Source organism: Peribacillus sp. P4_B1 (assembly GCF_056402395.1).
The window spans coordinates 1-20,665 of record NZ_JBFUHM010000023.1 but is presented as its reverse complement, the minus strand read 5'-3'; the positions used below and the strand labels follow the sequence as shown (position 1 = coordinate 20,665).

Genomic DNA, 20,665 nt, shown 5'->3' with positions numbered 1-20,665 from the left:
CGATTTTGCTCGCCCCCCTAGAATGTTGCTGAACAAAAAAAAGACAGGCCCAGAATATCCGCCTGTCCTCTTTTTTAGGAACCCATCCATCCTTCTCGAATCGCGTGAACCGAAACTTTTATCTGCCAGTGACAAAAAAAATAAAGTCCTTCACGCCCCTTCAATCCAATGATTTCAGTAATTCCCTATCCGTACCTTGATAAGTATAATATATTTAATTTAGTATTTTCTTGAAGAACTATGATATACTTAGTCAAACCTTTTTAAGCGTTTTACTTTACTTGTACCATTTACCCTGCTCATCATTGAGCAGGGTTTTTTGTTATATATTTTCACAAAACAAAAAAGACAGACCCTATAACTAGGATCTGTCTTTATTTGTTTTTGAAATTATGCTTTTTGAACGTTAGAAGCTTGAGGTCCACGTTGACCTTGTTCTACTTCAAAAGTAACTTCTTGGCCTTCGTCTAAAGATTTGAAACCTTCGCTTTGGATAGCTGAGAAATGTACGAATACGTCGTCTCCGTTTTCGCGTTCGATGAATCCAAAACCTTTTTCTGCGTTAAACCATTTCACTTTACCTTGTTCCATTGTTGTTGCCTCCTAGTGCATTTAAGCACATTGTATTACTATCCTTGCTCTAAGTCATCATCGAAAACGAAAAGTAGTACTTTTAGTATCCTTAGTACCGAACAAAAATAATTAAGACTAAGCATAACATTAAATGGCAGCGATTGCAAATAGTTTGGGCAAACTTTTTTCAAGCAATTTTTAATACTCTTTAAATTCATCAAATAAGCATGAATGGACTCTATGTGTTATAGCTTACTGGCCCAGATGACATCTCACATACATTTCACAAACAAAAACATCCCGTAACGGGATGTTTTTTGTAGATGCTCACATCAAAAAAATTATTTTTTCGTAATAAACTTTTCTACCATCTCTTCTAATATGGCCGCTTCGTTTGCTAACTCTTCGTTTTGCTCTTTCAATCCAGTCATTATGGAGCTTTGTTGAATTGCAGCCGCAGAGATTTGCTCCGTTGTTGCGACTCCCTCTTCTGAAATCGCTGCTATTTCCTGAATGGATGCCAGACTTTCATCCGAGGACTCGTTGATTTTTTTCGAATGGGTCGCTAATTGTTCTGTGCCTTCCAACAATTTCTCTACGGATTCGAATATCTTATTGAAAATCTCGCCATTGTTTTCCACTAAGGAAACACCATTTAAGATATCCTGGAAACTTCCATCGTTATTTTGGATGACTTTGGCTGTTTGTTCATTAATCCGCTTGATCGATTCTGAAATGATATCAATGGATTCATCTGTTTGCACAGCCAATTTTTGCACCTCTTGAGCGACTACAGCAAAACCTCTGCCGGCATCCCCCGCCCGTGCCGCTTCTATGGAAGCATTAAGGGATAGCAGGTTCATTTGAGAAGCAATGACCCTTATTAAACCTATCACTTCATTTATCTTCACTACATCCTCTTCCAGGCTCACCAAATTGACTTTATTCGCTTGGCCATTTTCCAAGATTTTATCCATCTGGCTCGTTACATCCTGCACTTGTTTACTTCCTTGTTCTGCAAGTGTATTCGCATGCATGGTAAATTCATTCATTTTATTCGTTTGCTCGCTCATTAAACGGATTGTATCCGTTAAGTCACTGATCATATTGGAAATTCGGTCAATATGATGGGCACGTTCTTCTGAAGCTTTTGCCTCTTCCGTTGTCCCCGTTACTATCTGGCCATAGGATTCCACCATCTCTTCAAAGGATTGGTGAATGGACACTGTCGTTTGATTCATCTTTTGAGCATGTTCACGGACATTCTGAATTATATGGGACAAACTTAATCTCATTTCTTCGAATCCATATGACAGATCGCCAATCTCATCCTGTCTGCCAATGGGAATCGATTTACTTAAGTCCCCTTCTGCCATTTCATTCGTGTAACCAACAAGCTCATTGACGGGTCCCGAGATCTTTTTACCGATGACAACGGCGCATAGCACGCCTAATATAATGGCACTTGCAAGAAATAAGATATTATAGAATATCATTGTGCTTTTCAATTCATCAATGAATTTTGCATCCATATCGATTCCGACAATCGCGTCCGTTCCCTTGATTGGCGTAAAGTACGACTTGTGTGTTCCCCACTTATCTTTATATATTTCACTCAAGACGTCTTCGCTTCCATTTATCGATTTTGCCTGTTCCGGCGTGAAAGGGGATTCAACCATGAAGTCCTCGCTGCCGTTCAGGGCTACAATCATTTCGGCATCATTCTCCCGCTTCAGTACATAAACATATTCAATACCCTTTTTATCTTCAACAAAGGCATCTAATTTCCGCTTAATTTCTTCTCCCCGTACCGAAGCATTGTTTATCAAAGTGGGATTGAGGCTTGCTGCTAAACTGTGGGCATTTTCAGAAAGACGCTCATCGAATTGCGGAAGGACATTCTCATTGATCATTTTATTAGTAATATAGGAAAAGCAAAGGCCCATGGCCCCTGCGAAAAGTACGAATGGAATAACATAAAACGAGAATAGTTTTGCCAGCAAAGATTTTTTAGGATTTAGCTTTGAAAATCTCATTTCCGTTCCCCCCTTAGATGAAAACCAGGTGTTTTATAGTCAAATATGGTATTAAGTCCAAATGAAGCAATTGGAGATTTTCATTCAAATCCTCACTTCTATAAAAGATGATGGCCATGCTCCGGTCATTTCGGAAAGGAAGCTGCCTATATTCCAATACATGTTCGAATTCATGACGAAGTCCATCATGATCAATACATGAAACATCCTCCAGATTTATTTCCAGTGGAACCTCTGCAAAGAAAAAGCTATATATATGATTGTCCATCTCTTCCAATATCCGATTCCAATCGGGTTTCGTTCCTGAAAAATAGTGCCCATACATATTCATTCCATAGGCATGGTAACCTAGATCCGTTGTACCCGCCCCAGCAAAACGCAGGGGATTGATTTCGATGGGTATCACCCGGTCTCCCTTTTTGCGAATTTCAAAGTGTATAGGATAATTCCTAAGTGGAAGGACCGTTTGGGTATTCTTCATGAACTTTAGTGCATCATGATAGATTTCATTGATGGCCAACTTCGAAGTATAATAAATTCGATCGGAAGTATCGTAATCATCCTTGAATAATCGTTTGAAGACATTCAAAATGACCGGTTCACCATCTTGATTGTAATAGCCATCAATGGCATACTCTTCACCCTGAATCCACTCTTCTATTAAAACGGTATGGGAATCGACCACTTGTGAATCATATAATCCACCCGAATGAAGTACATCCGCTTTAAGCTGGTTCACGGCTATTTCCCAATCCTGCTCATTCTTGACTTTGTGCACCCCTACACTTGAATAGCCAATATTGGGTTTGATAACTACTGGATACGGTAGTTGATTTTTATCCAGGTCACCTATTATGGATAAATCGATATCTTGGAAATAGAAATCAGGATATAAAGATTTCGTCAAATTTCGCACCTGACTCTTATCCTTCAATAACTTTGACCAAATGTATTCATTGCTATTTGGTTGAAAATGACCTAATACTGTTATGCCATTTTCAGAGTTTGTAAGAATTCTTTTTTCCTTTTCCATGGACTTGAAAAATTCTATATCTTTTTGAATGTTTAGCTTTTCCGATGTTAAAGTGTCTCCCCATTGCCCTTGTTCCAGTACTGGAATTTGCTGTTTCTCTAACACCTTTAGAAGAATTGGCGACACAATGGACTCATTCAAAATAATCATTCTTTTCACCTAACTTATCTGTTTTTTGTATCTCCATATTTAATCGGTTAAAAGCGGTAAGTATTTAGCTTATGTAGGTATTTATTATTAAAAATGCATGAAAAATCAAGATATCAATATATCTTTTTACCTATCCCATCAGATCTAGCCTTGAGGTCCTTACACATACCATCGAATATTTAATTTTCTTGAATCTCATTAAAAAAGGCCGACACTATTTTAAGTGTCCGCCATATTTTTTCAAATTTATCATTCAGAAAAAGTTCACCAGTAATTTCGTGGAATAACTAAGACTAAATAGAAAAATACTTAGGAGTTCATATTCAATTCATAACTTTTTTATATACTTGCCCTATGAAGATCAAGAAAGGATGTATTAACATATGTCAGAAGAGAAAAAACAAAAAGGATGGCGCCAGTTCATTCGGTTAGTTCAACAAACGAAGCCTTCTAAACTAATGATAGGGATTGCATTGGCCTTAAGCCTAGGTACAACAGGTGTAGGTTTACTAGTCCCTTTATTCACAAAAAATCTAATTAATGATTTTTCGATCAGCTCACTAAGCACTGAACGGATCACCCTTCTCGTTCTTGCCATCATTGTTCAAGCATTGGCCAGTGGATTTTCCATCTATTTATTAAATCGAATCGGTCAATCTGTAGTGGCGGGTATCCGCGATCAGCTATGGAAAAAATTACTCGTATTACCCGTGAGTTATTTTGATGAGCATCCATCGGGTGAAACGGTCAGTCGAATGACAAATGATACAACTGTAGTGAAGGGATTAATCTCTGAACACCTCTCTAATTTCGTTACAGGCATCATTTCCATCGTTGGCTCCATGATCGTGTTATTTGTCCTGGATTGGAAAATGACATTGTTGATGTTCATTGCCATCCCACTCTCTGTTTTGATATTAATGCCACTAGGGAAAAAAATGCATAAAATTTCAAAAGGGATGCAGGACGAAACAGCAAGCTTCACCGCAGTCCTTCAGCAGGTGCTAACGGAAATCCGTCTTGTTAAAGCATCGAATGCAGAAGCCTTGGAATATCAAAATGGAAAAAAAGGAATCAACAAATTATTTCAATTTGGATTAAAAGAAGCAAAAATCCAAGCTTTGATTGCGCCGCTAATGAGTTTTGTCATGATGGCCTTACTCGTACTGATTTTAGGTTATGGGGGAATGCGTGTCTCTTCAGGAGCCCTGACAGCTGGAGCTTTAGTTGCATTCATTATGTACCTTTTCCAAATAATCATGCCAATGGCTCAATTAGCCAGCTTCTTTACGCAATTCCAAAAAGCTACGGGTGCAACAGAGCGCATCATTTCCATTTTGGATTCAGCAGAAGAAGAAGACGCGAAGCAGCCAGTTCAAAATATAAGTCAATCAATCAGCGTGGATCACCTGAACTATAGTTACAATAATGGAGAACAGGTACTTAAAGATATAAGCTTTAACGTTGAAGCTGGTAAGGTCACTGCAATTGTCGGACCAAGCGGCAGCGGAAAAACGACACTTTTCTCTTTATTCGAGCGTTTCTACAAACCACAGCAAGGCTCCATTTCCATAGGCGGGAAGTCCATAAATGATTTCACGCTCCTTTCATGGAGAAGCCAGATTGGTTATGTTTCACAGGAAAGTCCAATTGTATCAGGCACAATTCGAGATAATATTTGTTATGGAATGTATCGGGATATAACGGATGAGGAATTAAATCAAGTCGCTAAAATGGCGTATGCAGATCAGTTTATTTCCGAGCTTCCCAACGGATTTGATACAGAGGTTGGTGAAAGGGGCATGAAATTATCAGGCGGCCAAAGACAAAGAATTGCAATCGCTCGTGCATTTTTAAGAAACCCTAAAATATTAATGCTTGATGAAGCCACCTCCAGCCTAGACAGCAAATCGGAAAATGTCGTTCAACAGGCATTGAATGATTTAATGAAAGGCCGAACAACAATAGTTATCGCCCACCGCCTATCGACCGTTATCGGTTCAGATCAAATCATCTTCCTTGAAAAAGGGAGAATAACAGGCAGCGGTACACATAAAGAGCTGTATAATACGCATTCATTATATCGCGAATTTGCCCAACAGCAGTTGCACAAACTTGAACTGGCCTAATTCACCGAAAGGAAGGAAGAAGGATGACAAAGATATTAATTGTAGATGATGATGCCCATATTCGCGAACTTATAAAACTCTTGTTAAGAAAAGAAGGATTTGATTTATATGAAGCCTCGGATGGACTGCAAGCATTGAAATTAATGGAGAAAGTGAAAATCGATTTGGCAGTCATCGACATTATGATGCCTAACATGGATGGATGGCAATTATGCAAAGAGTTAAGGGAATTTAGTGATATCCCCATTTTAATGCTGACTGCAAAAGGGGAAACAACACAAAAAGTAAAAGGATTCGGTCTTGGGGCAGATGATTATCTTGTAAAGCCATTTGAACCGATCGAATTGGTTCTTAGAATAAGAGCATTATTAAAACGGTATAAAATCACTATTTCACAAACATTAAATATCGGCGAATTGAAGATGAATCGCAACACGCATGAAATGTCATTCAAAGACCAGGAATATACAATTCCATTAAAAGAATTCGAATTGTTGTTTAAATTAGCAAGCTATCCTGGAAAAACTTTTTCCAGGGAAGATCTTATTGAAGACATTTGGGGCTATGATTATGAAGGTGATGAACGAACTGTCGATGTTCATATTAAAAGAGTGAGAGAACGGTTTCCGGAATCGGAATTCCCCTTCCGGATTAAAACGATTTGGGGATTGGGCTACCGTTTGGAGATAACGAGATGAGAAGCGATCGATTTTTCAAACAAACACTTGGCATACTGTTTTTTCTTACGTTTATTTCAATTTGCTTTTCGGCCGGTTACTATATCATTCAGCTATTGCCATTAAGGTTACCCGATTATGTTCGGTTTCTGGCCACTATCATGACAAGCATCGCAATCATGATATCCATCGGTTATCTTATCCGCGCTATCCATCACAATAAACGGGTAAATATTTACCTCGAAATCATAGATGCCTTAAGGAAAATAGCAAATGGCGATTATAATGTACAATTGGATTTTAAAATGGAAAAGAAAAACGAAATGACCGATATCATTAACCACTTCAATCACATGGCCAAGCAATTGAAGCAAATGGAAGAAATGCGGCAGGAATTCATCTCTAACGTCTCACACGAAATACAGTCGCCCCTAACCTCCATTGTAGGATTTGCCCAAGCTCTTCAATTTAATAAGCTGACAACCGAAGAACGAAATCATTATCTTCATATAATAGAGACAGAGAGCAGGAGATTATCTAAATTAAGTGATAACCTTCTAAAGCTTACATCCCTTGAATCCGAGCATCATCCTTTTGAAAGGACGGATTTCTGGCTGGATCATCAAATACGAACCATTATTTTGGCTTGTGAACCTACGTGGTTGGAAAAGGAACTCGAATTGCATATATCTTTAGAAAAGATTCGAATTTTTGCAGACCAAGATTTAATGAGCCAAGTATGGACAAATTTAATACACAATAGTATCAAATTCACCCGCCATCGTGGAAAAATCACGATTCGATTACAACAGATTGATGACCTGGCATCCATAACGATATCCGACAATGGAATTGGCATATCCGAAACGGACCAGTTTCACATTTTCGAGCGATTCTATAAAGCCGACCTGGCAAGGGAACGTACAAAAAGCGGCAGCGGCTTAGGTCTGTCCATCGTGAAAAGAATTATAGAGATGCATGAAGGGACCATATCCGTGGAAAGTGAACTCGAAAAGGGAACTACTTTTACGATTCTGCTTCCTATTTCGTGAGGGTTTTGTGATTGTTAAAAACTTTTTTAAATCATTAATGCTGCCTGCTATTTTTAAAAACACTGCCCGTTCGTTGATGATTATATTGTAATATCAACACTCTACTAAAGATTGTTTGAAATTTCGGAGAAACTTCCTTAAAAGACCGAAATAGGAATTGGATAATTTAAACATATTAATATTACTTATATTATAAACGTTGGGTACAAAAAGCGAATTTGATACCCAACGATTAACAAGCCGGAAAAATTGTTGTTGGCAATAAATATGGACATTCCGCTTAAATGAAATCGTTATAATACCTGTATTATCTTTGATTAAAATTTATGTTATTGTCAGGAAAATAACATACATCAAAAACAACAAAATAATATATCCATCAAAGAATTTAACTTTTCCACTTTGAAAATGGTTATTTTTTCTTACCTTTACAAATAAGAAAATCAATATAGATAGAAAAAGTATTAAGCCAGTTATGGTGGTAATTGGAGAAACCATTACCTTAAAATAAGTTTCAGTAACCTTATCCGAGAAATGCATGATGATCCTCATTATTTCATTCACCAAAAAGTGAAAAAAGATAGCCGGGACGATACTCCCAGTATAGATGGATAATAGTGCAAGAGAAATGCCCATTACAAATGCAAAAACAAAATTTCCTAACGTCATATGATAAATGCTAAAAATAAGAGCACTTAAAATTATGGCCGATTTTATGTTCATTCTCTGATATTGTTTTAATAATATACCCCTAAAAAGAATTTCTTCACTAATTGCCACTGAAAAGCCAATCATCATAATGCTGTAAAAACTTATGTTTTTACTACTCTCCATAAGTGTACCAACAATTTTTTCAGCAGTAAGCCATTCGCCCGTTAGTAGATAATGTTGGCTCCTCCCAAAAAACACAGTTAGCATATGGGCTATACTCCCCATTAAAATACCAAGAAGAATATATTTTATATGTACCTTATTAAGCCTAATGCTCGATAAGGTTATTTTTTTCTTTTTTAAGAAAAGAAAAAGAACATAGATAATAACCAGTTTACTTAAAAAGAAAAATAATTGTTTGTTTATTTGCAAAAAAAGTTCTTGTAATGTAAGTTGGACAAAAGGAAAAATAATCATAATTAGTATAGTTATATATAATATAAAGCGATGTGTTTGCTTAATATCAGTATCCATTCTTACCCCTTTATTATACAATAATTTCAAAGAAGCCATGTATTTGTGCTTTTTTCAACTTATTTTATTGCCACTTTTTTATATTTAATGTAAGTTGCATTTCTTTGCTCTGTTTTTATCAAATTACCAGTTGGACTATATGTTTTTAGAGTTCCAGTCACTTTCCATGTTTCTTTGTATTGGTTCCATTTTTTCGTTGCCGAATATACCTTTTCTCCGCCACCAGAAATAACTAATTTACCAGCTATCTCCACCCTGAAGGTAAGGTTAAGACTCCAGTTTGTAGTATCAGTCACTTTTTTGTGAAAGACACTTGATTGTCGTTTATCTGTGGCTGTTTTCCAAGTATACCGATTACAAGTAGCACACACAGGAGATATACCAATTCTATTATTCGTGATTTCTCCTGTTTTTTCATCTACAAGTATAGGTATTTCTTGACCTAAAAGTACATCAGAACCTGATAGAGTTGTATATTCTGTCAGAAACTCACCTGATTGGCTTTCCTCTTTTAATTCAGTTGGAGAACTTGCAAAGGTTGATATGGGATTAAATCCAAACCAAAATACAGGAATTATTAATATAAAAAGGTATAATAACTTCTTCATCTCTTCACCCCACCTAATATTTTTTCCTTAGATTCCCCTTATGAATTTTTGATTTAATATCTTAAGTAGTTTGGTTGTAATATTTGTTAATTCGATTTTATCAAAAAACAAAAGCACAGGCAGTTCCAAATTTGGAATTCCTTGTGCTTTATTTGAACTTAAACTATATAGAGTCGCAACCGTAAAGGTAGGTCATTAAGGAAGGAGCATATGCCTTTTTGCCTATGGGGAGCTTATAACCTCAGGACCACATCGTTTCACTTCTAATATGGAACAGAACCCCGAATAATGGACACTTTAATAGAGATTCAGCCACCCTCCGATTTTTTATTTATTTCCGCCAAAAAGTTGAACAGTCTGCCTTATCAAAAATATTATACTCGATCATTTTCTCAAGTAATGAGTAATCAACCGGACTGTCCCACTTGATACGTACCAACTGCTTGGTGTGATCATAGCCAGCCTGCACGATTGCATCAGAGAAATGATCGATCCCTGCCTTTTCAGGGGCAACAGCCAAATGATGTTTGGCTACACTAAAGCCAATAATATATGTGTCATGATCGGTAAACATAGGCTGATTCCACGCAATCTTCGGCATTAGATTTGGAAATTTCTTAGTTACCCAAGCCAGGACTTCTTCCGTTCGTTCCCTATGTTGCGGGTTATCAATATTCGTTAAAAACTCTGCAAAGACTTCCATGTCATTCTCTCCTAAATTAAAAAAATTTTATGAAGACTTCATTTTCAACAATGCACCATAGGAAGATCATTAACATTGCTCTAATGGATGCCATGACTACCTACTGATGGATTTGATAGATTGCATTACACTGCACACCGATTCTTATTACCTCGGTCTTCTAATCCACTTGTCAACTTGAGAGGTTCTCGTTGTTTTAAACATAAAAATACCCCTTTGGCTAATCATAGCCAAAGGGGTAAAGCTTCGCAACTTTTTATAATCTACATTGCATTCATTCAAACTTACTCAACCGTTACACTTTTCGCAAGATTACGCGGTTTATCCACGTCACATTCGCGGTGCAAGGCTGCATAGTAAGCAATGAGCTGCAGCGGGATAACAGAGATAAGGGGTGTTAATAGTTCATTCACTTCCGGGATGACGAAACGGTCATCCTCTTCTTCAAGCCCCTTCATGGAAATGATGCAAGGGTTGGCGCCTCGGGCAACCACTTCTTTTACATTACCACGTATGCTTAGGTTGACGCCTGCTTGTGTTGCTAGGGCTATGACAGGTGTACCTTCTTCAATCAAGGCGATCGTTCCGTGTTTAAGCTCGCCGCCAGCAAAGCCTTCCGCCTGAATGTATGAAATTTCCTTCAGCTTAAGCGCCCCTTCAAGAACAACATAGTAGTCAAGGGAACGGCCAATGAAGAAGGCATTTCTAGTAACGGACAAATATTCACGGGCGATGTCTTCCATCTCTTCTTTCGAATCACATAGGGCTTCCATTGCTGTCGCAACGATTCCAAGCTCTTTTACAAGGTCGAAATCATACTCCATGTTACGGAATTGGCCAGTTACATTTGCTAATATGGCCAAGACCGCCACTTGAGCTGTGTAGGCCTTTGTTGAGGCAACGGCAATTTCAGGACCAGCATGCAGCAAGAGCGTATAATCCGCTTCACGTGACAATGTAGAGCCAGGTACGTTCGTGATGGTCAAGGCTTTATGACCAAGCGCTTTGATGGACACTAACACGGCACGGCTATCTGCAGTTTCACCACTTTGTGAAATGAAGATGAATAGCGGTTTTTTCGATAATAACGGCATATTGTAAGTGAATTCCGATGCCACATGGACCTCAACCGGTATTTCCGTCATTTTTTCGATGAATTGCTTACCAATCAACCCTGCATGATAGCTAGTTCCGCAAGCGATGATATAAATACGGTCAGCCTCACTTACGGCTTCAGTAATGCTATAATCGATTGCAAGTTTACCTTCTTCATTTTGGTATGCTTGAATGATTTTACGTATGACAGCTGGCTGCTCGTCGACTTCTTTGAGCATATAGTGCGGATACGTACCTTTTTCAATATCACTTGCATCCAGTTCAGCAGTGTATGGAGCACGCATAACTTCTTCGTTGGAAAGGTTCTTGATCGTTACCTTTTCTTTGGTCACGATAACCATTTCCTTATCCATCAGTTCAAGGAATTGATCTGTGACTTGCAACATGGCCATTGCATCCGAAGCGACAACGTTAAAGTCTTTTCCGACACCGATTAGCAGCGGGCTTTTATTTTTTGCGACTAAGATGGTTTCATCATTTTCAGCATCCAATAGGGCAATGGCATATGAACCCTCCAAAAGAGTGAGTGTTTGACGGAACGCCTCTTCCACTTCCATGCCCTCGTTTACGAACTTCTCTATGAGTTGAACGATGACTTCCGTATCCGTTTCACTTTTAAAGGCAACATCCTTCAAATATTCACGTTTTAGAATCGCATAGTTTTCAATGACCCCATTATGAACTAAAGTCAATCGACCTGAATTACTTTGGTGAGGATGAGCATTTTCACGGCTTGGCACACCATGGGTTGCCCAGCGTGTATGTCCTATTCCAGTATGTGCCATAGTATTTTCATCCACGGCTCCGCGTAAGTCCGCAATTCTTCCCTTTTCCTTAAAGATTGTCACGCCTGCTTCATTTCTCACAGCAATCCCTGAAGAGTCATAACCGCGGTATTCAAGTTTTTCAAGACCTTTTAATAAAATTTCCTTTGCATCGTTAAGTCCAATATATCCAACAATTCCACACATAATTTCTGTTCCTCCAACCGATTCGAGGGAACAGGAATGCACGGGGGCATCCCTGCCCCCTCATCTCTGATATATATTTTTTATAAAGGAAATGCCTTAAAGCACTTTTTCCCTTTGTGCATTTCCAACCCTTTGTGCAATAAGTTGCCCTACTGTTTTAAGATTGGAATTACTGCGGCTGTGCACTTCAGCCGGGAGGTATCCGCCGATCATTCGATAAACCTCCTCCTCGTCAACTAAGCCTTTTTCGACCAGACTTAGTTCAGGCGCTTTTGTAAATCAGTTTCTCCTTGCCTACCCTCCTTTTTTGAAACAACCATTTTCAGAAAATGAGTTGTAAATCAGGATAATCATACCTTAAACAAGGGACATAGGTCAATTCTTTATTACCAAGACCTACAAAAAAGAACTTCTTTATAAAAATATGCATAAAAGGAAATTTCGTTCCTTTTATGCATACGAGTGTTATTCGTTTATTCCCATTTCCGTTCTTACAACTGAGACGATGCGATCTACATAATTAGTGCATTCCTCAGCAGTCGGTGCTTCAGCCATAACACGGACTAGCGGTTCCGTACCGGATGGTCTCACCAAAATACGACCGTTTCCGGCCATTTCCCCTTCGACTGCCTTAATGACTTCCTGTACCTTTTCATTATCAGTTACACCGTGCTTATCGGTAACTCTGACATTGATGAGTGTCTGTGGATATTTCTTCATCTCGCCAGCTAGCTCCGATAAGGTTTTTTGGGTGTCACTCATGATGTTCACAAGCTGTAAGCCCGTCAATAAGCCATCTCCCGTTGTGTTATAGTCCAGAAAAATGATATGTCCGGATTGTTCACCGCCAAGGTTATAGCCGCCTTTTCGCATCTCTTCCACCACATAGCGATCCCCCACTGCCGTTTGGGCACTTTGTATACCATGCTCTTCAAGACCTTTATAAAAACCAAGGTTGCTCATGATCGTAGAAACCACTGTTCCCTGTTTCAGACGGTTATTTTCTTTCAAGTATTTCGCACATATATACATGATCTGGTCGCCGTCCACTATATTTCCTTTTTCATCTATGGCAATGACGCGGTCTCCGTCACCATCGAAAGCAAGTCCAACATCAGCACCTTTTTCTTTTAAGAATTCAGCAAGTGCTTCAGGGTGTGTGGAACCTACCTTGTCATTAATGTTCAATCCATTAGGCGATGCCCCCATTGTAGAGATGTCTGCATCAAGATCGGCAAACAAATGCATGGCCAAGGCCGATGTCGCCCCATGTGCGCAATCAAGCGCAACATGAATGCCCGTAAAGTCTTCATCCACTGATTGTTTCAAATACTGGAGATACTTTTGCCCTCCTTCGAAATAATCATTCAAATGGCCCAAATCGCCGCCAACCGGGCGAGGAAGTTCATCCTTTTCCAAATCTAACAGTGTTTCAATTTCCGCTTCTTGATCATCGGATAGCTTAAACCCATCCGGTCCAAAGAATTTAATGCCATTATCCGCTACCGGATTATGCGAAGCCGAAATCATGACACCTGCTTCAGCACTTAAAGCCTTTGTTAAATATGCAACTCCCGGTGTCGAAATTACACCCAGGCGCATCACTTCAGCCCCAATGGATAATAGACCGGCAACAAGTGCACCTTCCAGCATTTCACCAGAAATACGTGTATCGCGCCCTATCAGCACTTTGGGTTTTTCTGTATTTCTAGTAAGAACGTAACCACCTAAACGGCCTAGTTTAAATGCCAACTCCGGTGTTAATTCGCTATTCGCTATACCCCTAACTCCGTCTGTTCCAAAATATTTACCCATCTTTATCGCTCCTTCTTCGAATCGTTACTGAATTAAATGATGTTAAAGGAAGGTCATGTCTCTTCGTCTTTTTGAGTAATGGTGACCGAAGCCGTTTTAGATTCCAGTTCCCAGGTCACTCCCTCAGGCGCGTTTACCACCAGTTCTACATCATGCGTACCTTCATCTAAATTACTTACATCTACTGTAAGATTAATGTCTTCTTTAGTTATTTTCTTCAAGTCATCCGCTTCACCAAGCAAGGTGATGCTTGTTACATCGTTTTCCAATTCGGCGTCTTGGTCATCCTTCATGCCCACAGGCACTATTTTTATATTGCTGAATGTTTTAGACTCAATGGCAGCCGGTTCATCTTTATCGACTACCTTTTCTTCTTGTTTTTGTTCAGTTTCCGGTTTTTTCTCTTCTTCAACTGGATCTACATTCGCTTCATCCACATCCACTTTCTCTGTGCGAATCTTGACCTTTGCTTTACCCAAGGACATTTTTTGTACACTTTCGGGTTTAGTGAGATCGAGTTCCAGGTCTGTATCACCGTCAATTTTCGAGATATTTACAGGAAGATTTACTTCACTTATTTTCCCCAGGCTCGTTTCTGACCCGAATAAGGTGACCTCATTTGGATCGACACTTATACTCTTGATCCTGATGCCATCCTTTGCCTTCCCAGTTTGTTTCGGGGTTATCGACACCGTCTTGGAAGGAATGCTCACTTTTAAGGAAACGGCAACTGAAGCGGGCTCGATCGTCACGTCCAACTTATTCAAGTCCCGGTCAAGGGCTTTAACAGTTGCCTTTCCGTTCACCGTTTCGTTAAGTCCCTTACTTATTTCAAGGTTTGCCTTTACATAGGAAATTTGATCAATCGTATCTTTAGCACCCGTTATTTTGACAGTTTTCGGGCTAACTGTTGGCTGGTCAGCAGTATATCCCTCTTCAAGTAAAGAGTTGTTATACTCGGCTTCAACGGGGAATTCCTTCGTCACCCGTTCCTGAACATTGACTTCCGCATATTCAGGATCGACCGTCGCCACTAACCTTTCATTCAAATCACTTATTTTAAATGTGACAGTTCTGTTCCCCATTGAGATTTCAGGATCCGAAAGGTCCACATAAACTTTAAAGTCCCTTTGGTTTTTCGCATTTATCAATAGACTTTTTGCTCCCTTTAGAGTTACATCCACCGTTTCAGGGACTCCGCTCACCACTAGATTCTCACGGTCATAGTACACTTCAACCGGTACATTTTCGATGGTCTCCGTACTGATTTCAGGGGCGGTCGATAAACCAAGGGATTTTTTATCCGACTCCATCTCAAAGTTAATGGAAATGAACAAAAGTGCTGCCAAGGCAAAAGCTACGATTCTCATAAACCAAGCGCTATTGGTGTATTTATCCATTCTTTTTCCCCCTCCAGTTCCAGATGCCTGAGGAAGTTGATTTGATGTTCTCCACTACCAGTTCACTAGTAAGCATGGCCCTAAATGATTCTTGATTCAAATCCCGGTAAAGCTCCCCGTTTTTAGTGACGGATATCCCTCCCGTTTCTTCTGAAACAACAATCGTAAGACTATCCGTTACTTCACTCATGCCGATGGCTGCCCTATGCCGCGTGCCAAGTTCTTTTGATATGAATGGACTTTCTGATAAAGGTAGGTAGCAAGCTGCGGCCGCAACCTGGTTATTTTGTAAAATAACTGCGCCATCATGGAGCGGCGTATTGGGGATAAAGATATTAATGAGCAGTTCTGAAGAAATATAGGATCTTAGAGGAATCCCCGTTTCAACATAATCCCCAAGCTCCGTACCTTTTTCTATCGTAATCAAGGCTCCAATCCGCCTTTTCGCCATATAAGTGGACGCCTTTAGAATTTCTTCGACTAAACGCTCTTGCTGGTTCTCTTCTGGAACGGTGCCCCTTGCAAAGAGCTTCCCGCGTCCTAATTGTTCAAGTGCCCTTCTCAGTTCAGGTTGAAAAATGACAAGAATCGCCAATACTCCCCAATTCATGACTTGTGCCATTAACCATCCAAGTGTATTGAAACCAAACAGGTTGCTTAAGCTTTTTACAATGACAATTACAAAAATTCCTTTTAGCAGCTGAATAGCCTTCGTGCCTCGAATAATAGTTAACAATTTATATATCACAAACCATACAAGGAGAATATCAATGAAATTTACTACATAGTCCCAAACAGTCAAATTGGATAAAGACATGTTGTTTCCTCCAGTCAGTATTACTCCAAATACCAATTACAATCGTTGTGTAATAACCTTAATAGTATACCATTTTTTAAATGATACATCTAAAAACTAGTGTGAGAAATTTACATGGTAAGGACGAATCATGCAAAATGGTTCCCTTTCCCTCTAAAAAATAAAGCTGAGCGAAGTCACCGTATATGAAAACGATGCCCTTCTCCCAGCTTATATACCTTATTCCTTTTTTTCCTCTTTAGCAGGAACCAACGAGGTTGCAGTGTCCTTTACTTTATACCACATCCACTCAAAAGCTTGGTCAATAACATTGATGCTCCCAGTCACATTCCCTGCCTTAGACATATATTTATGTCCATTTATGACTGTAACATCTCCTTCTACATCACCATCTATTTGAATGTTACCATTTTGAACTACCACATTTCCTTTGATTGTCTCACCTGCAGGCACAATCACCGTTTCACCTTCGACCACTAAGTTAGGCTGCTTTGACACTGAAAAATGTTCGTCCTGATTATAAGTGGAAAAAATAGATCCTGTCATCAATAAGATGAACATCGCTGCCGCTGTCATGAAGGGATGGCTTTTGAACCAACGTTTGGCGCCCGTTGTTTTCGTTTCCTTTGGCAATTGAGCCATAACCTTTGCTGTAAAGTCATCCGGGGCCTTAATATGTGAAGTGCTTTGTACAAGCGCGACCGCCTTTTTCATTTCATGAAAGTAATCCCGGCATTCAGCACAATTATGCAAGTGCTCCCGTAATACTTCTTTGTGCTCAGGTTTGATGTCCTCATCTAAATAATCATGCATATATTCAATGATTTCCTCATGGCAGTTCATTTTTCTCACCTTCTTTTTATAAATGGCGTAGTTGTTTACGCAAGGCTTCCCGACCACGATGTATTCTCGTCTTAACCGTACCGACTGGCAAATCGAGTATTTCACTGATTTCCTTTAAAGATAACTCTTCAATATACTTCAATACGATTACCGATCGGTATTTCTCGGGTAATTTCATTATTTCAACTTGAATGGTTTCCTGTAGTTCTAAAGATTCAACCTCTTCCTCGGGTTTCGCCATATCTGATGCAACATGGGAATACATATTCAATCCTTCTGTTCCTGCCACCTCTGCATCTAGATAGTAATCCGGTTTTTTCTTGCGAAGTCGGTCAATACAAAGGTTAGTAGCAATCCGGTATAACCATGTCGAAAATTTCATTTGTATATTGAAACTGCGAATATTCACGAAGGCCCTTACAAAGGCCTCTTGTGCCAAATCTTCTGCTTCTTGCCTGTTTCCGATCATCCTGAAACATATCTGGAAAACTTTGTCCTTGTAAATTTCGACAATTTCCCCAAATGCATTATGATCTCCCTTTAATACTTGATTAATTCTCTCTTTAATGAGTGCATCCATTTTCCGGTTTTACCCCCGCTCATGCGGCTATACGATTATTACGAATCGTAAGCTAAAAGGTTTCAAAAATTTATTACATTAATTTTAACAAAGTTTTACATTTTATGTTTAAGAAAAAAAAAACAGGGCTATATAGTAAGAAATTGTGAAATTCAAGGGAGTGAATCTCTACATGACTGCTGAACAAATTTTAGACCATATTGAACAATACAGACAGAAAATGATGGTTTTGGCTTCCCGTTCTTCGATGGTTGATAATGAAGTTGTTGAAGTTAGCAGCAAACTGGACTCTTTAATCAACCAATACATCCATTTAACTAAAAATGGATGTCTCCCAGACCGACGTGCTCTTAAGTGAATATGGATAGGCGATTGCAACCATCTATTTATGGATATGTTCCGTTATATACACCCTGGATAATAAGCCTACGTCTTCTAGCATATAAAAAACAGTAACCCATTACAAGCCAGTTACTGTTTCTTTTATTTTTTCAGTTATAATAACTTTTCTCCAAATAACGAACCCATTAGAGCCACAGCAACGATCGCAGTTTTATTTCGCTCATCTAAAATGGGGTTGACTTCAACGAATTCAGCTGATGTTATCAAGTTGGATTCCGCGAGCATTTCCATGGCCAAATGACTTTCACGATAACTTATGCCACCAATCACCGGTGTCCCCACTCCAGGTGCATCTGCTGGGTCAACTCCATCCAAATCCAATGAAAGGTGGACACCATCAGTTCTTTCCCTTAAATAATCTATGCACTCTTCCATGACCCTTGTCATTCCCATACGATCTATTTCATGCATCGTAAATACTTTAATCCCTTTATCACGTATAAGTTCTTTTTCCCCTTCATCCAATGACCTTGCCCCAATGATTACGATGTTTTCTGGTTTCACTTTTGGAGCGGAACCATGAATATTGATTAGATCGGGATGTCCAAGCCCAATACTGACAGCAAGCGGCATACCATGGATATTTCCTGATGGCGAAGTATCTTCCGTATTTAAATCCCCATGTGCGTCATACCAAATCACACCTACATTTTCATAGTGCTTTGCGACTCCTGCCAGTGTTCCTATAGCAATTGAATGGTCTCCACCCAATACAAGTGGAAAAGAACCGCCTTCTATTATTTCATCAACTCTTGTTGCTAATAGGGTGTTCCCCTTTGCAACAAGCGGTAAGTTTTTCAGATTTGTCCCAGGCTTATTTGCATTTCCAGGTCGTCCTACAATGATATCTCCTAAATCCTCTACTTCGATATTTAACTGTTCAAGACGCTCGAAAATCCCTGCGCAGCGAATGGCACTAGGTCCCATATCCACCCCTCGCCTTGCTTGACCAAGGTCCATAGGCAATCCAATGACGGATATTTTCTGAATAGACATACAACTCCCCCTTTCCACCATTTTACATCGTATATGACAAGTGGTTCAACTAAACATTTACATTTATAAAGATGCACCACTCTTTCCTATCTCATACTTTTTCTATAAAAAAAGCTTCTAGGGGTTGGTTACCCCAACAATGCGTATAAACAAAAAAAAGTCTTAAACCATTTTGGCTTAAGACGTAAATTTTGGTGTATGTAGTTGATGGTGGAGCCTAGCGGGATCGAACCGCTGACCTCCTGCGTGCAAGGCAGGCGCTCTCCCAGCTGAGCTAAGGCCCCTAAGGGTTTAAAATAATTAAGCGGAAGACGGGATTCGAACCCGCGACCCCAACCTTGGCAAGGTTGTATTCTACCACTGAACTACTTCCGCAAATGGCTGGGCTAGAAGGGATCGAACCTTCGCATGACGGAATCAAAATCCGTTGCCTTACCGCTTGGCTATAGCCCAATATATGATATGTAATAATTAATATTCAACAAAATAAAAAGGTGGTAATCATATATTTCCCTATTAAAGAGAATATATAACTGATCCACAGGATTTTATTAAAATGGTGGAGGGGGGCAGATTCGAACTGCCGAACCCGAAGGAGCGGATTTACAGTCCGCCGCGTTTAGCCACTTCGCTACCCCTCCGCAATATATGGTTGTAAATGGTGCCGGCAAGAGGACTTGAACCCCCAACCTACTGATTACAAGTCAGTTGCTCTACCAGTTGAGCTACACCGGCAAATAAGGTTAAAATGGTGGAGGATGACGGGATCGAACCGCCGACCCTCTGCTTGTAAGGCAGATGCTCTCCCAGCTGAGCTAATCCTCCGGATTAATGAATTAAGAATGGTGACCCGTACGGGATTCGAACCCGTGTTACCGCCGTGAAAGGGCGGTGTCTTAACCGCTTGACCAACGGGCCGGATTATTTTCTGTTCATAGATAGATTGGGAAGCTCCCAAGCGGATTCGAACCGCTGACCTCTTCCTTACCATGGAAGTGCTCTACCTACTGAGCTATGGAAGCATATGGCTCCGCAGGTAGGACTCGAACCTACGACCGTTCGGTTAACAGCCGAATGCTCTACCACTGAGCTACTGCGGAATAATATAATGTTTCCTAAAACCCATTTAAAGATTTAAATGAATGGCCTGGCAACGTCCTACTCTCACAGGGGGAAACCCCCAACTACCATCGGCGCTGAAGAACTTAACTTCCGTGTTCGGAATGGGAACGGGTGTGACCTCTTCGCCATCATTGCCAGACTATATTCATTTTTGAAGAATTTTCATTCCTTCAAAACTAGATAATATAAGAAGGTATTTCATTTTTTAAAAAAGCGTTGGTTAAGTCCTCGATCTATTAGTATCAGTCAGCTCCACATGTCGCCACGCTTCCACCTCTGACCTATCAACCTGATCATCTTTCAGGGATCTTACTAGCTTGCGCCATGGGAAATCTCATCTTGAGGGGGGCTTCATGCTTAGATGCTTTCAGCACTTATCCCGTCCGCACGTAGCTACCCAGCTATGCCTTTGGCAAGACAACTGGTACACCAGCGGTGCGTCCATCCCGGTCCTCTC

Annotated in this window: 17 protein-coding genes, 9 tRNA genes and 2 rRNA genes; 4 read left to right on the top strand and 24 right to left on the bottom strand. The window is 39.8% G+C overall.

Going from position 1 to position 20,665, the window contains the following annotated elements; translation table 11 throughout:
- Positions 1–390: 390 nt before the first annotated feature.
- From AC1DVK_RS14675 to AC1DVK_RS14665, 3 genes are all read right to left on the bottom strand, one after another.
- The gene (locus AC1DVK_RS14675) at positions 391–591 is read right to left on the bottom strand and encodes a cold-shock protein (RefSeq protein ID WP_034304915.1); all 201 of its coding nucleotides are present in this window, start codon (positions 589–591) and stop codon (positions 391–393) included.
- A gap of 323 nt (positions 592–914) precedes the next feature.
- Positions 915–2,609 carry a methyl-accepting chemotaxis protein gene (locus AC1DVK_RS14670; RefSeq protein ID WP_477626773.1) on the bottom strand — a complete coding sequence of 565 codons (1,695 nt, stop codon included), beginning with the start codon at positions 2,607–2,609 and terminating at the stop codon, positions 915–917.
- Between the two features lie 13 nt (positions 2,610–2,622).
- Positions 2,623–3,792, bottom strand: a complete 1,170-nt coding sequence (locus AC1DVK_RS14665) for an ATP-grasp domain-containing protein (protein WP_477626772.1) — start codon at positions 3,790–3,792, stop codon at positions 2,623–2,625.
- A 383-nt stretch (positions 3,793–4,175) separates the two neighbouring features.
- On the opposite strand from AC1DVK_RS14665, the gene AC1DVK_RS14660 reads away from it, so the two are divergent.
- Genes AC1DVK_RS14660 through AC1DVK_RS14650 form a run of 3 tightly spaced genes read left to right on the top strand, consistent with a single transcriptional unit; the run spans position 4,176 to position 7,650 of the window.
- Complete coding sequence (locus AC1DVK_RS14660) at positions 4,176–5,921, top strand: ABC transporter ATP-binding protein (protein WP_410862977.1); 1,746 nt, start codon at positions 4,176–4,178, stop codon at positions 5,919–5,921.
- Between the two features lie 23 nt (positions 5,922–5,944).
- Positions 5,945–6,619, top strand: coding sequence for a response regulator (locus AC1DVK_RS14655; protein WP_410862975.1), 675 nt, complete (start codon positions 5,945–5,947; stop codon positions 6,617–6,619).
- Positions 6,616–7,650 carry a sensor histidine kinase gene (locus AC1DVK_RS14650; protein ID WP_477626771.1) on the top strand — a complete coding sequence of 345 codons (1,035 nt, stop codon included), beginning with the start codon at positions 6,616–6,618 and terminating at the stop codon, positions 7,648–7,650. Before AC1DVK_RS14655 ends, AC1DVK_RS14650 begins: the two co-directional genes overlap by 4 nt.
- 324 nt (positions 7,651–7,974) lie before the next feature.
- Here AC1DVK_RS14650 and AC1DVK_RS14645 read toward each other — a convergent pair whose 3' ends face one another.
- The 9 genes from AC1DVK_RS14645 to sigW form a co-directional block, all read right to left on the bottom strand.
- Positions 7,975–8,835, bottom strand: a complete 861-nt coding sequence (locus AC1DVK_RS14645) for a lysostaphin resistance A-like protein (RefSeq protein ID WP_477626770.1) — start codon at positions 8,833–8,835, stop codon at positions 7,975–7,977.
- A 59-nt stretch (positions 8,836–8,894) separates the two neighbouring features.
- Entirely contained in the window at positions 8,895–9,443 is a 549-nt protein-coding gene (locus AC1DVK_RS14640; protein ID WP_410862970.1) for a hypothetical protein, read from the bottom strand.
- Positions 9,444–9,774: 331 nt separating this feature from the next.
- Complete coding sequence (locus AC1DVK_RS14635; RefSeq protein ID WP_336866357.1) at positions 9,775–10,146, bottom strand: iron chaperone; 372 nt, start codon at positions 10,144–10,146, stop codon at positions 9,775–9,777.
- Between the two features lie 284 nt (positions 10,147–10,430).
- Complete coding sequence (gene glmS / locus AC1DVK_RS14630; protein WP_089363897.1) at positions 10,431–12,233, bottom strand: glutamine--fructose-6-phosphate transaminase (isomerizing); 1,803 nt, start codon at positions 12,231–12,233, stop codon at positions 10,431–10,433.
- Between the two features lie 465 nt (positions 12,234–12,698).
- On the bottom strand, positions 12,699–14,048 hold the full coding sequence (glmM, locus tag AC1DVK_RS14625; protein WP_089363896.1) for a phosphoglucosamine mutase: 1,350 nt from the start codon (positions 14,046–14,048) through the stop codon (positions 12,699–12,701).
- Positions 14,049–14,101: 53 nt separating this feature from the next.
- Positions 14,102–15,448: a CdaR family protein gene (locus tag AC1DVK_RS14620; RefSeq protein ID WP_410862966.1), complete on the bottom strand. Its 1,347-nt coding sequence runs from the start codon at positions 15,446–15,448 to the stop codon at positions 14,102–14,104.
- Positions 15,441–16,265 (bottom strand): diadenylate cyclase CdaA, encoded by an 825-nt coding sequence (gene cdaA / locus AC1DVK_RS14615; protein ID WP_061440410.1) that lies wholly within the window; start codon positions 16,263–16,265, stop codon positions 15,441–15,443. Before cdaA ends, AC1DVK_RS14620 begins: the two co-directional genes overlap by 8 nt.
- 219 nt (positions 16,266–16,484) lie before the next feature.
- The gene (locus AC1DVK_RS14610) at positions 16,485–17,108 is read right to left on the bottom strand and encodes an anti-sigma factor family protein (RefSeq protein WP_477626769.1); all 624 of its coding nucleotides are present in this window, start codon (positions 17,106–17,108) and stop codon (positions 16,485–16,487) included.
- Positions 17,109–17,124: 16 nt separating this feature from the next.
- Positions 17,125–17,688 carry an RNA polymerase sigma factor SigW gene (gene sigW, locus AC1DVK_RS14605; RefSeq protein WP_410862964.1) on the bottom strand — a complete coding sequence of 188 codons (564 nt, stop codon included), beginning with the start codon at positions 17,686–17,688 and terminating at the stop codon, positions 17,125–17,127.
- A gap of 172 nt (positions 17,689–17,860) precedes the next feature.
- On the opposite strand from sigW, the gene AC1DVK_RS14600 reads away from it, so the two are divergent.
- A complete protein-coding gene (locus AC1DVK_RS14600; protein ID WP_410862962.1) occupies positions 17,861–18,046 on the top strand; it encodes a Spo0E family sporulation regulatory protein-aspartic acid phosphatase in 186 nt (61 codons plus the stop codon).
- A gap of 137 nt (positions 18,047–18,183) precedes the next feature.
- Here AC1DVK_RS14600 and rocF read toward each other — a convergent pair whose 3' ends face one another.
- The 12 genes from rocF to AC1DVK_RS14540 all read right to left on the bottom strand — a co-directional run.
- Positions 18,184–19,086 carry an arginase gene (gene rocF, locus AC1DVK_RS14595; RefSeq protein ID WP_089363891.1) on the bottom strand — a complete coding sequence of 301 codons (903 nt, stop codon included), beginning with the start codon at positions 19,084–19,086 and terminating at the stop codon, positions 18,184–18,186.
- A gap of 208 nt (positions 19,087–19,294) precedes the next feature.
- Positions 19,295–19,370: transfer RNA gene (locus AC1DVK_RS14590), tRNA-Ala, on the bottom strand.
- A gap of 19 nt (positions 19,371–19,389) precedes the next feature.
- Positions 19,390–19,461, bottom strand: a tRNA-Gly gene (locus tag AC1DVK_RS14585).
- Between the two features lie 3 nt (positions 19,462–19,464).
- Positions 19,465–19,539, bottom strand: a tRNA-Gln gene (locus tag AC1DVK_RS14580).
- A 104-nt stretch (positions 19,540–19,643) separates the two neighbouring features.
- Positions 19,644–19,727, bottom strand: a tRNA-Tyr gene (locus tag AC1DVK_RS14575).
- A gap of 18 nt (positions 19,728–19,745) precedes the next feature.
- A tRNA-Thr gene (locus tag AC1DVK_RS14570) sits at positions 19,746–19,821 on the bottom strand.
- 14 nt (positions 19,822–19,835) lie between these two features.
- A tRNA-Val gene (locus AC1DVK_RS14565) sits at positions 19,836–19,911 on the bottom strand.
- Positions 19,912–19,929: 18 nt separating this feature from the next.
- Positions 19,930–20,004: transfer RNA gene (locus tag AC1DVK_RS14560), tRNA-Glu, on the bottom strand.
- 31 nt (positions 20,005–20,035) lie between these two features.
- Positions 20,036–20,108, bottom strand: a tRNA-Thr gene (locus tag AC1DVK_RS14555).
- Between the two features lie 3 nt (positions 20,109–20,111).
- Positions 20,112–20,186, bottom strand: a tRNA-Asn gene (locus AC1DVK_RS14550).
- A gap of 45 nt (positions 20,187–20,231) precedes the next feature.
- Positions 20,232–20,347, bottom strand: a 5S ribosomal RNA gene (gene rrf, locus AC1DVK_RS14545).
- A 77-nt stretch (positions 20,348–20,424) separates the two neighbouring features.
- A 23S ribosomal RNA gene (locus AC1DVK_RS14540) occupies positions 20,425–20,665 on the bottom strand; the annotation flags it as partial.

What these genes read in the sequence shown, in the direction of transcription:
- AC1DVK_RS14675 (WP_034304915.1), bottom strand. Translation starts at nt 591, where the DNA reads ATGGAACAAGGTAAAGTGAAATGGTTTAACGCAGAAAAAGGTTTTGGA.
- AC1DVK_RS14670 (WP_477626773.1), bottom strand. Translation starts at nt 2,609, where the DNA reads ATGAGATTTTCAAAGCTAAATCCTAAAAAATCTTTGCTGGCAAAACTA.
- AC1DVK_RS14665 (WP_477626772.1), bottom strand. Translation starts at nt 3,792, where the DNA reads ATGATTATTTTGAATGAGTCCATTGTGTCGCCAATTCTTCTAAAGGTG.
- AC1DVK_RS14660 (WP_410862977.1), top strand. Translation starts at nt 4,176, where the DNA reads ATGTCAGAAGAGAAAAAACAAAAAGGATGGCGCCAGTTCATTCGGTTA.
- AC1DVK_RS14655 (WP_410862975.1), top strand. Translation starts at nt 5,945, where the DNA reads ATGACAAAGATATTAATTGTAGATGATGATGCCCATATTCGCGAACTT.
- AC1DVK_RS14650 (WP_477626771.1), top strand. Translation starts at nt 6,616, where the DNA reads ATGAGAAGCGATCGATTTTTCAAACAAACACTTGGCATACTGTTTTTT.
- AC1DVK_RS14645 (WP_477626770.1), bottom strand. Translation starts at nt 8,835, where the DNA reads ATGGATACTGATATTAAGCAAACACATCGCTTTATATTATATATAACT.
- AC1DVK_RS14640 (WP_410862970.1), bottom strand. Translation starts at nt 9,443, where the DNA reads ATGAAGAAGTTATTATACCTTTTTATATTAATAATTCCTGTATTTTGG.
- AC1DVK_RS14635 (WP_336866357.1), bottom strand. Translation starts at nt 10,146, where the DNA reads ATGGAAGTCTTTGCAGAGTTTTTAACGAATATTGATAACCCGCAACAT.
- glmS (WP_089363897.1), bottom strand. Translation starts at nt 12,233, where the DNA reads ATGTGTGGAATTGTTGGATATATTGGACTTAACGATGCAAAGGAAATT.
- glmM (WP_089363896.1), bottom strand. Translation starts at nt 14,048, where the DNA reads ATGGGTAAATATTTTGGAACAGACGGAGTTAGGGGTATAGCGAATAGC.
- AC1DVK_RS14620 (WP_410862966.1), bottom strand. Translation starts at nt 15,448, where the DNA reads ATGGATAAATACACCAATAGCGCTTGGTTTATGAGAATCGTAGCTTTT.
- cdaA (WP_061440410.1), bottom strand. Translation starts at nt 16,265, where the DNA reads ATGTCTTTATCCAATTTGACTGTTTGGGACTATGTAGTAAATTTCATT.
- AC1DVK_RS14610 (WP_477626769.1), bottom strand. Translation starts at nt 17,108, where the DNA reads ATGAACTGCCATGAGGAAATCATTGAATATATGCATGATTATTTAGAT.
- sigW (WP_410862964.1), bottom strand. Translation starts at nt 17,688, where the DNA reads ATGGATGCACTCATTAAAGAGAGAATTAATCAAGTATTAAAGGGAGAT.
- AC1DVK_RS14600 (WP_410862962.1), top strand. Translation starts at nt 17,861, where the DNA reads ATGACTGCTGAACAAATTTTAGACCATATTGAACAATACAGACAGAAA.
- rocF (WP_089363891.1), bottom strand. Translation starts at nt 19,086, where the DNA reads ATGTCTATTCAGAAAATATCCGTCATTGGATTGCCTATGGACCTTGGT.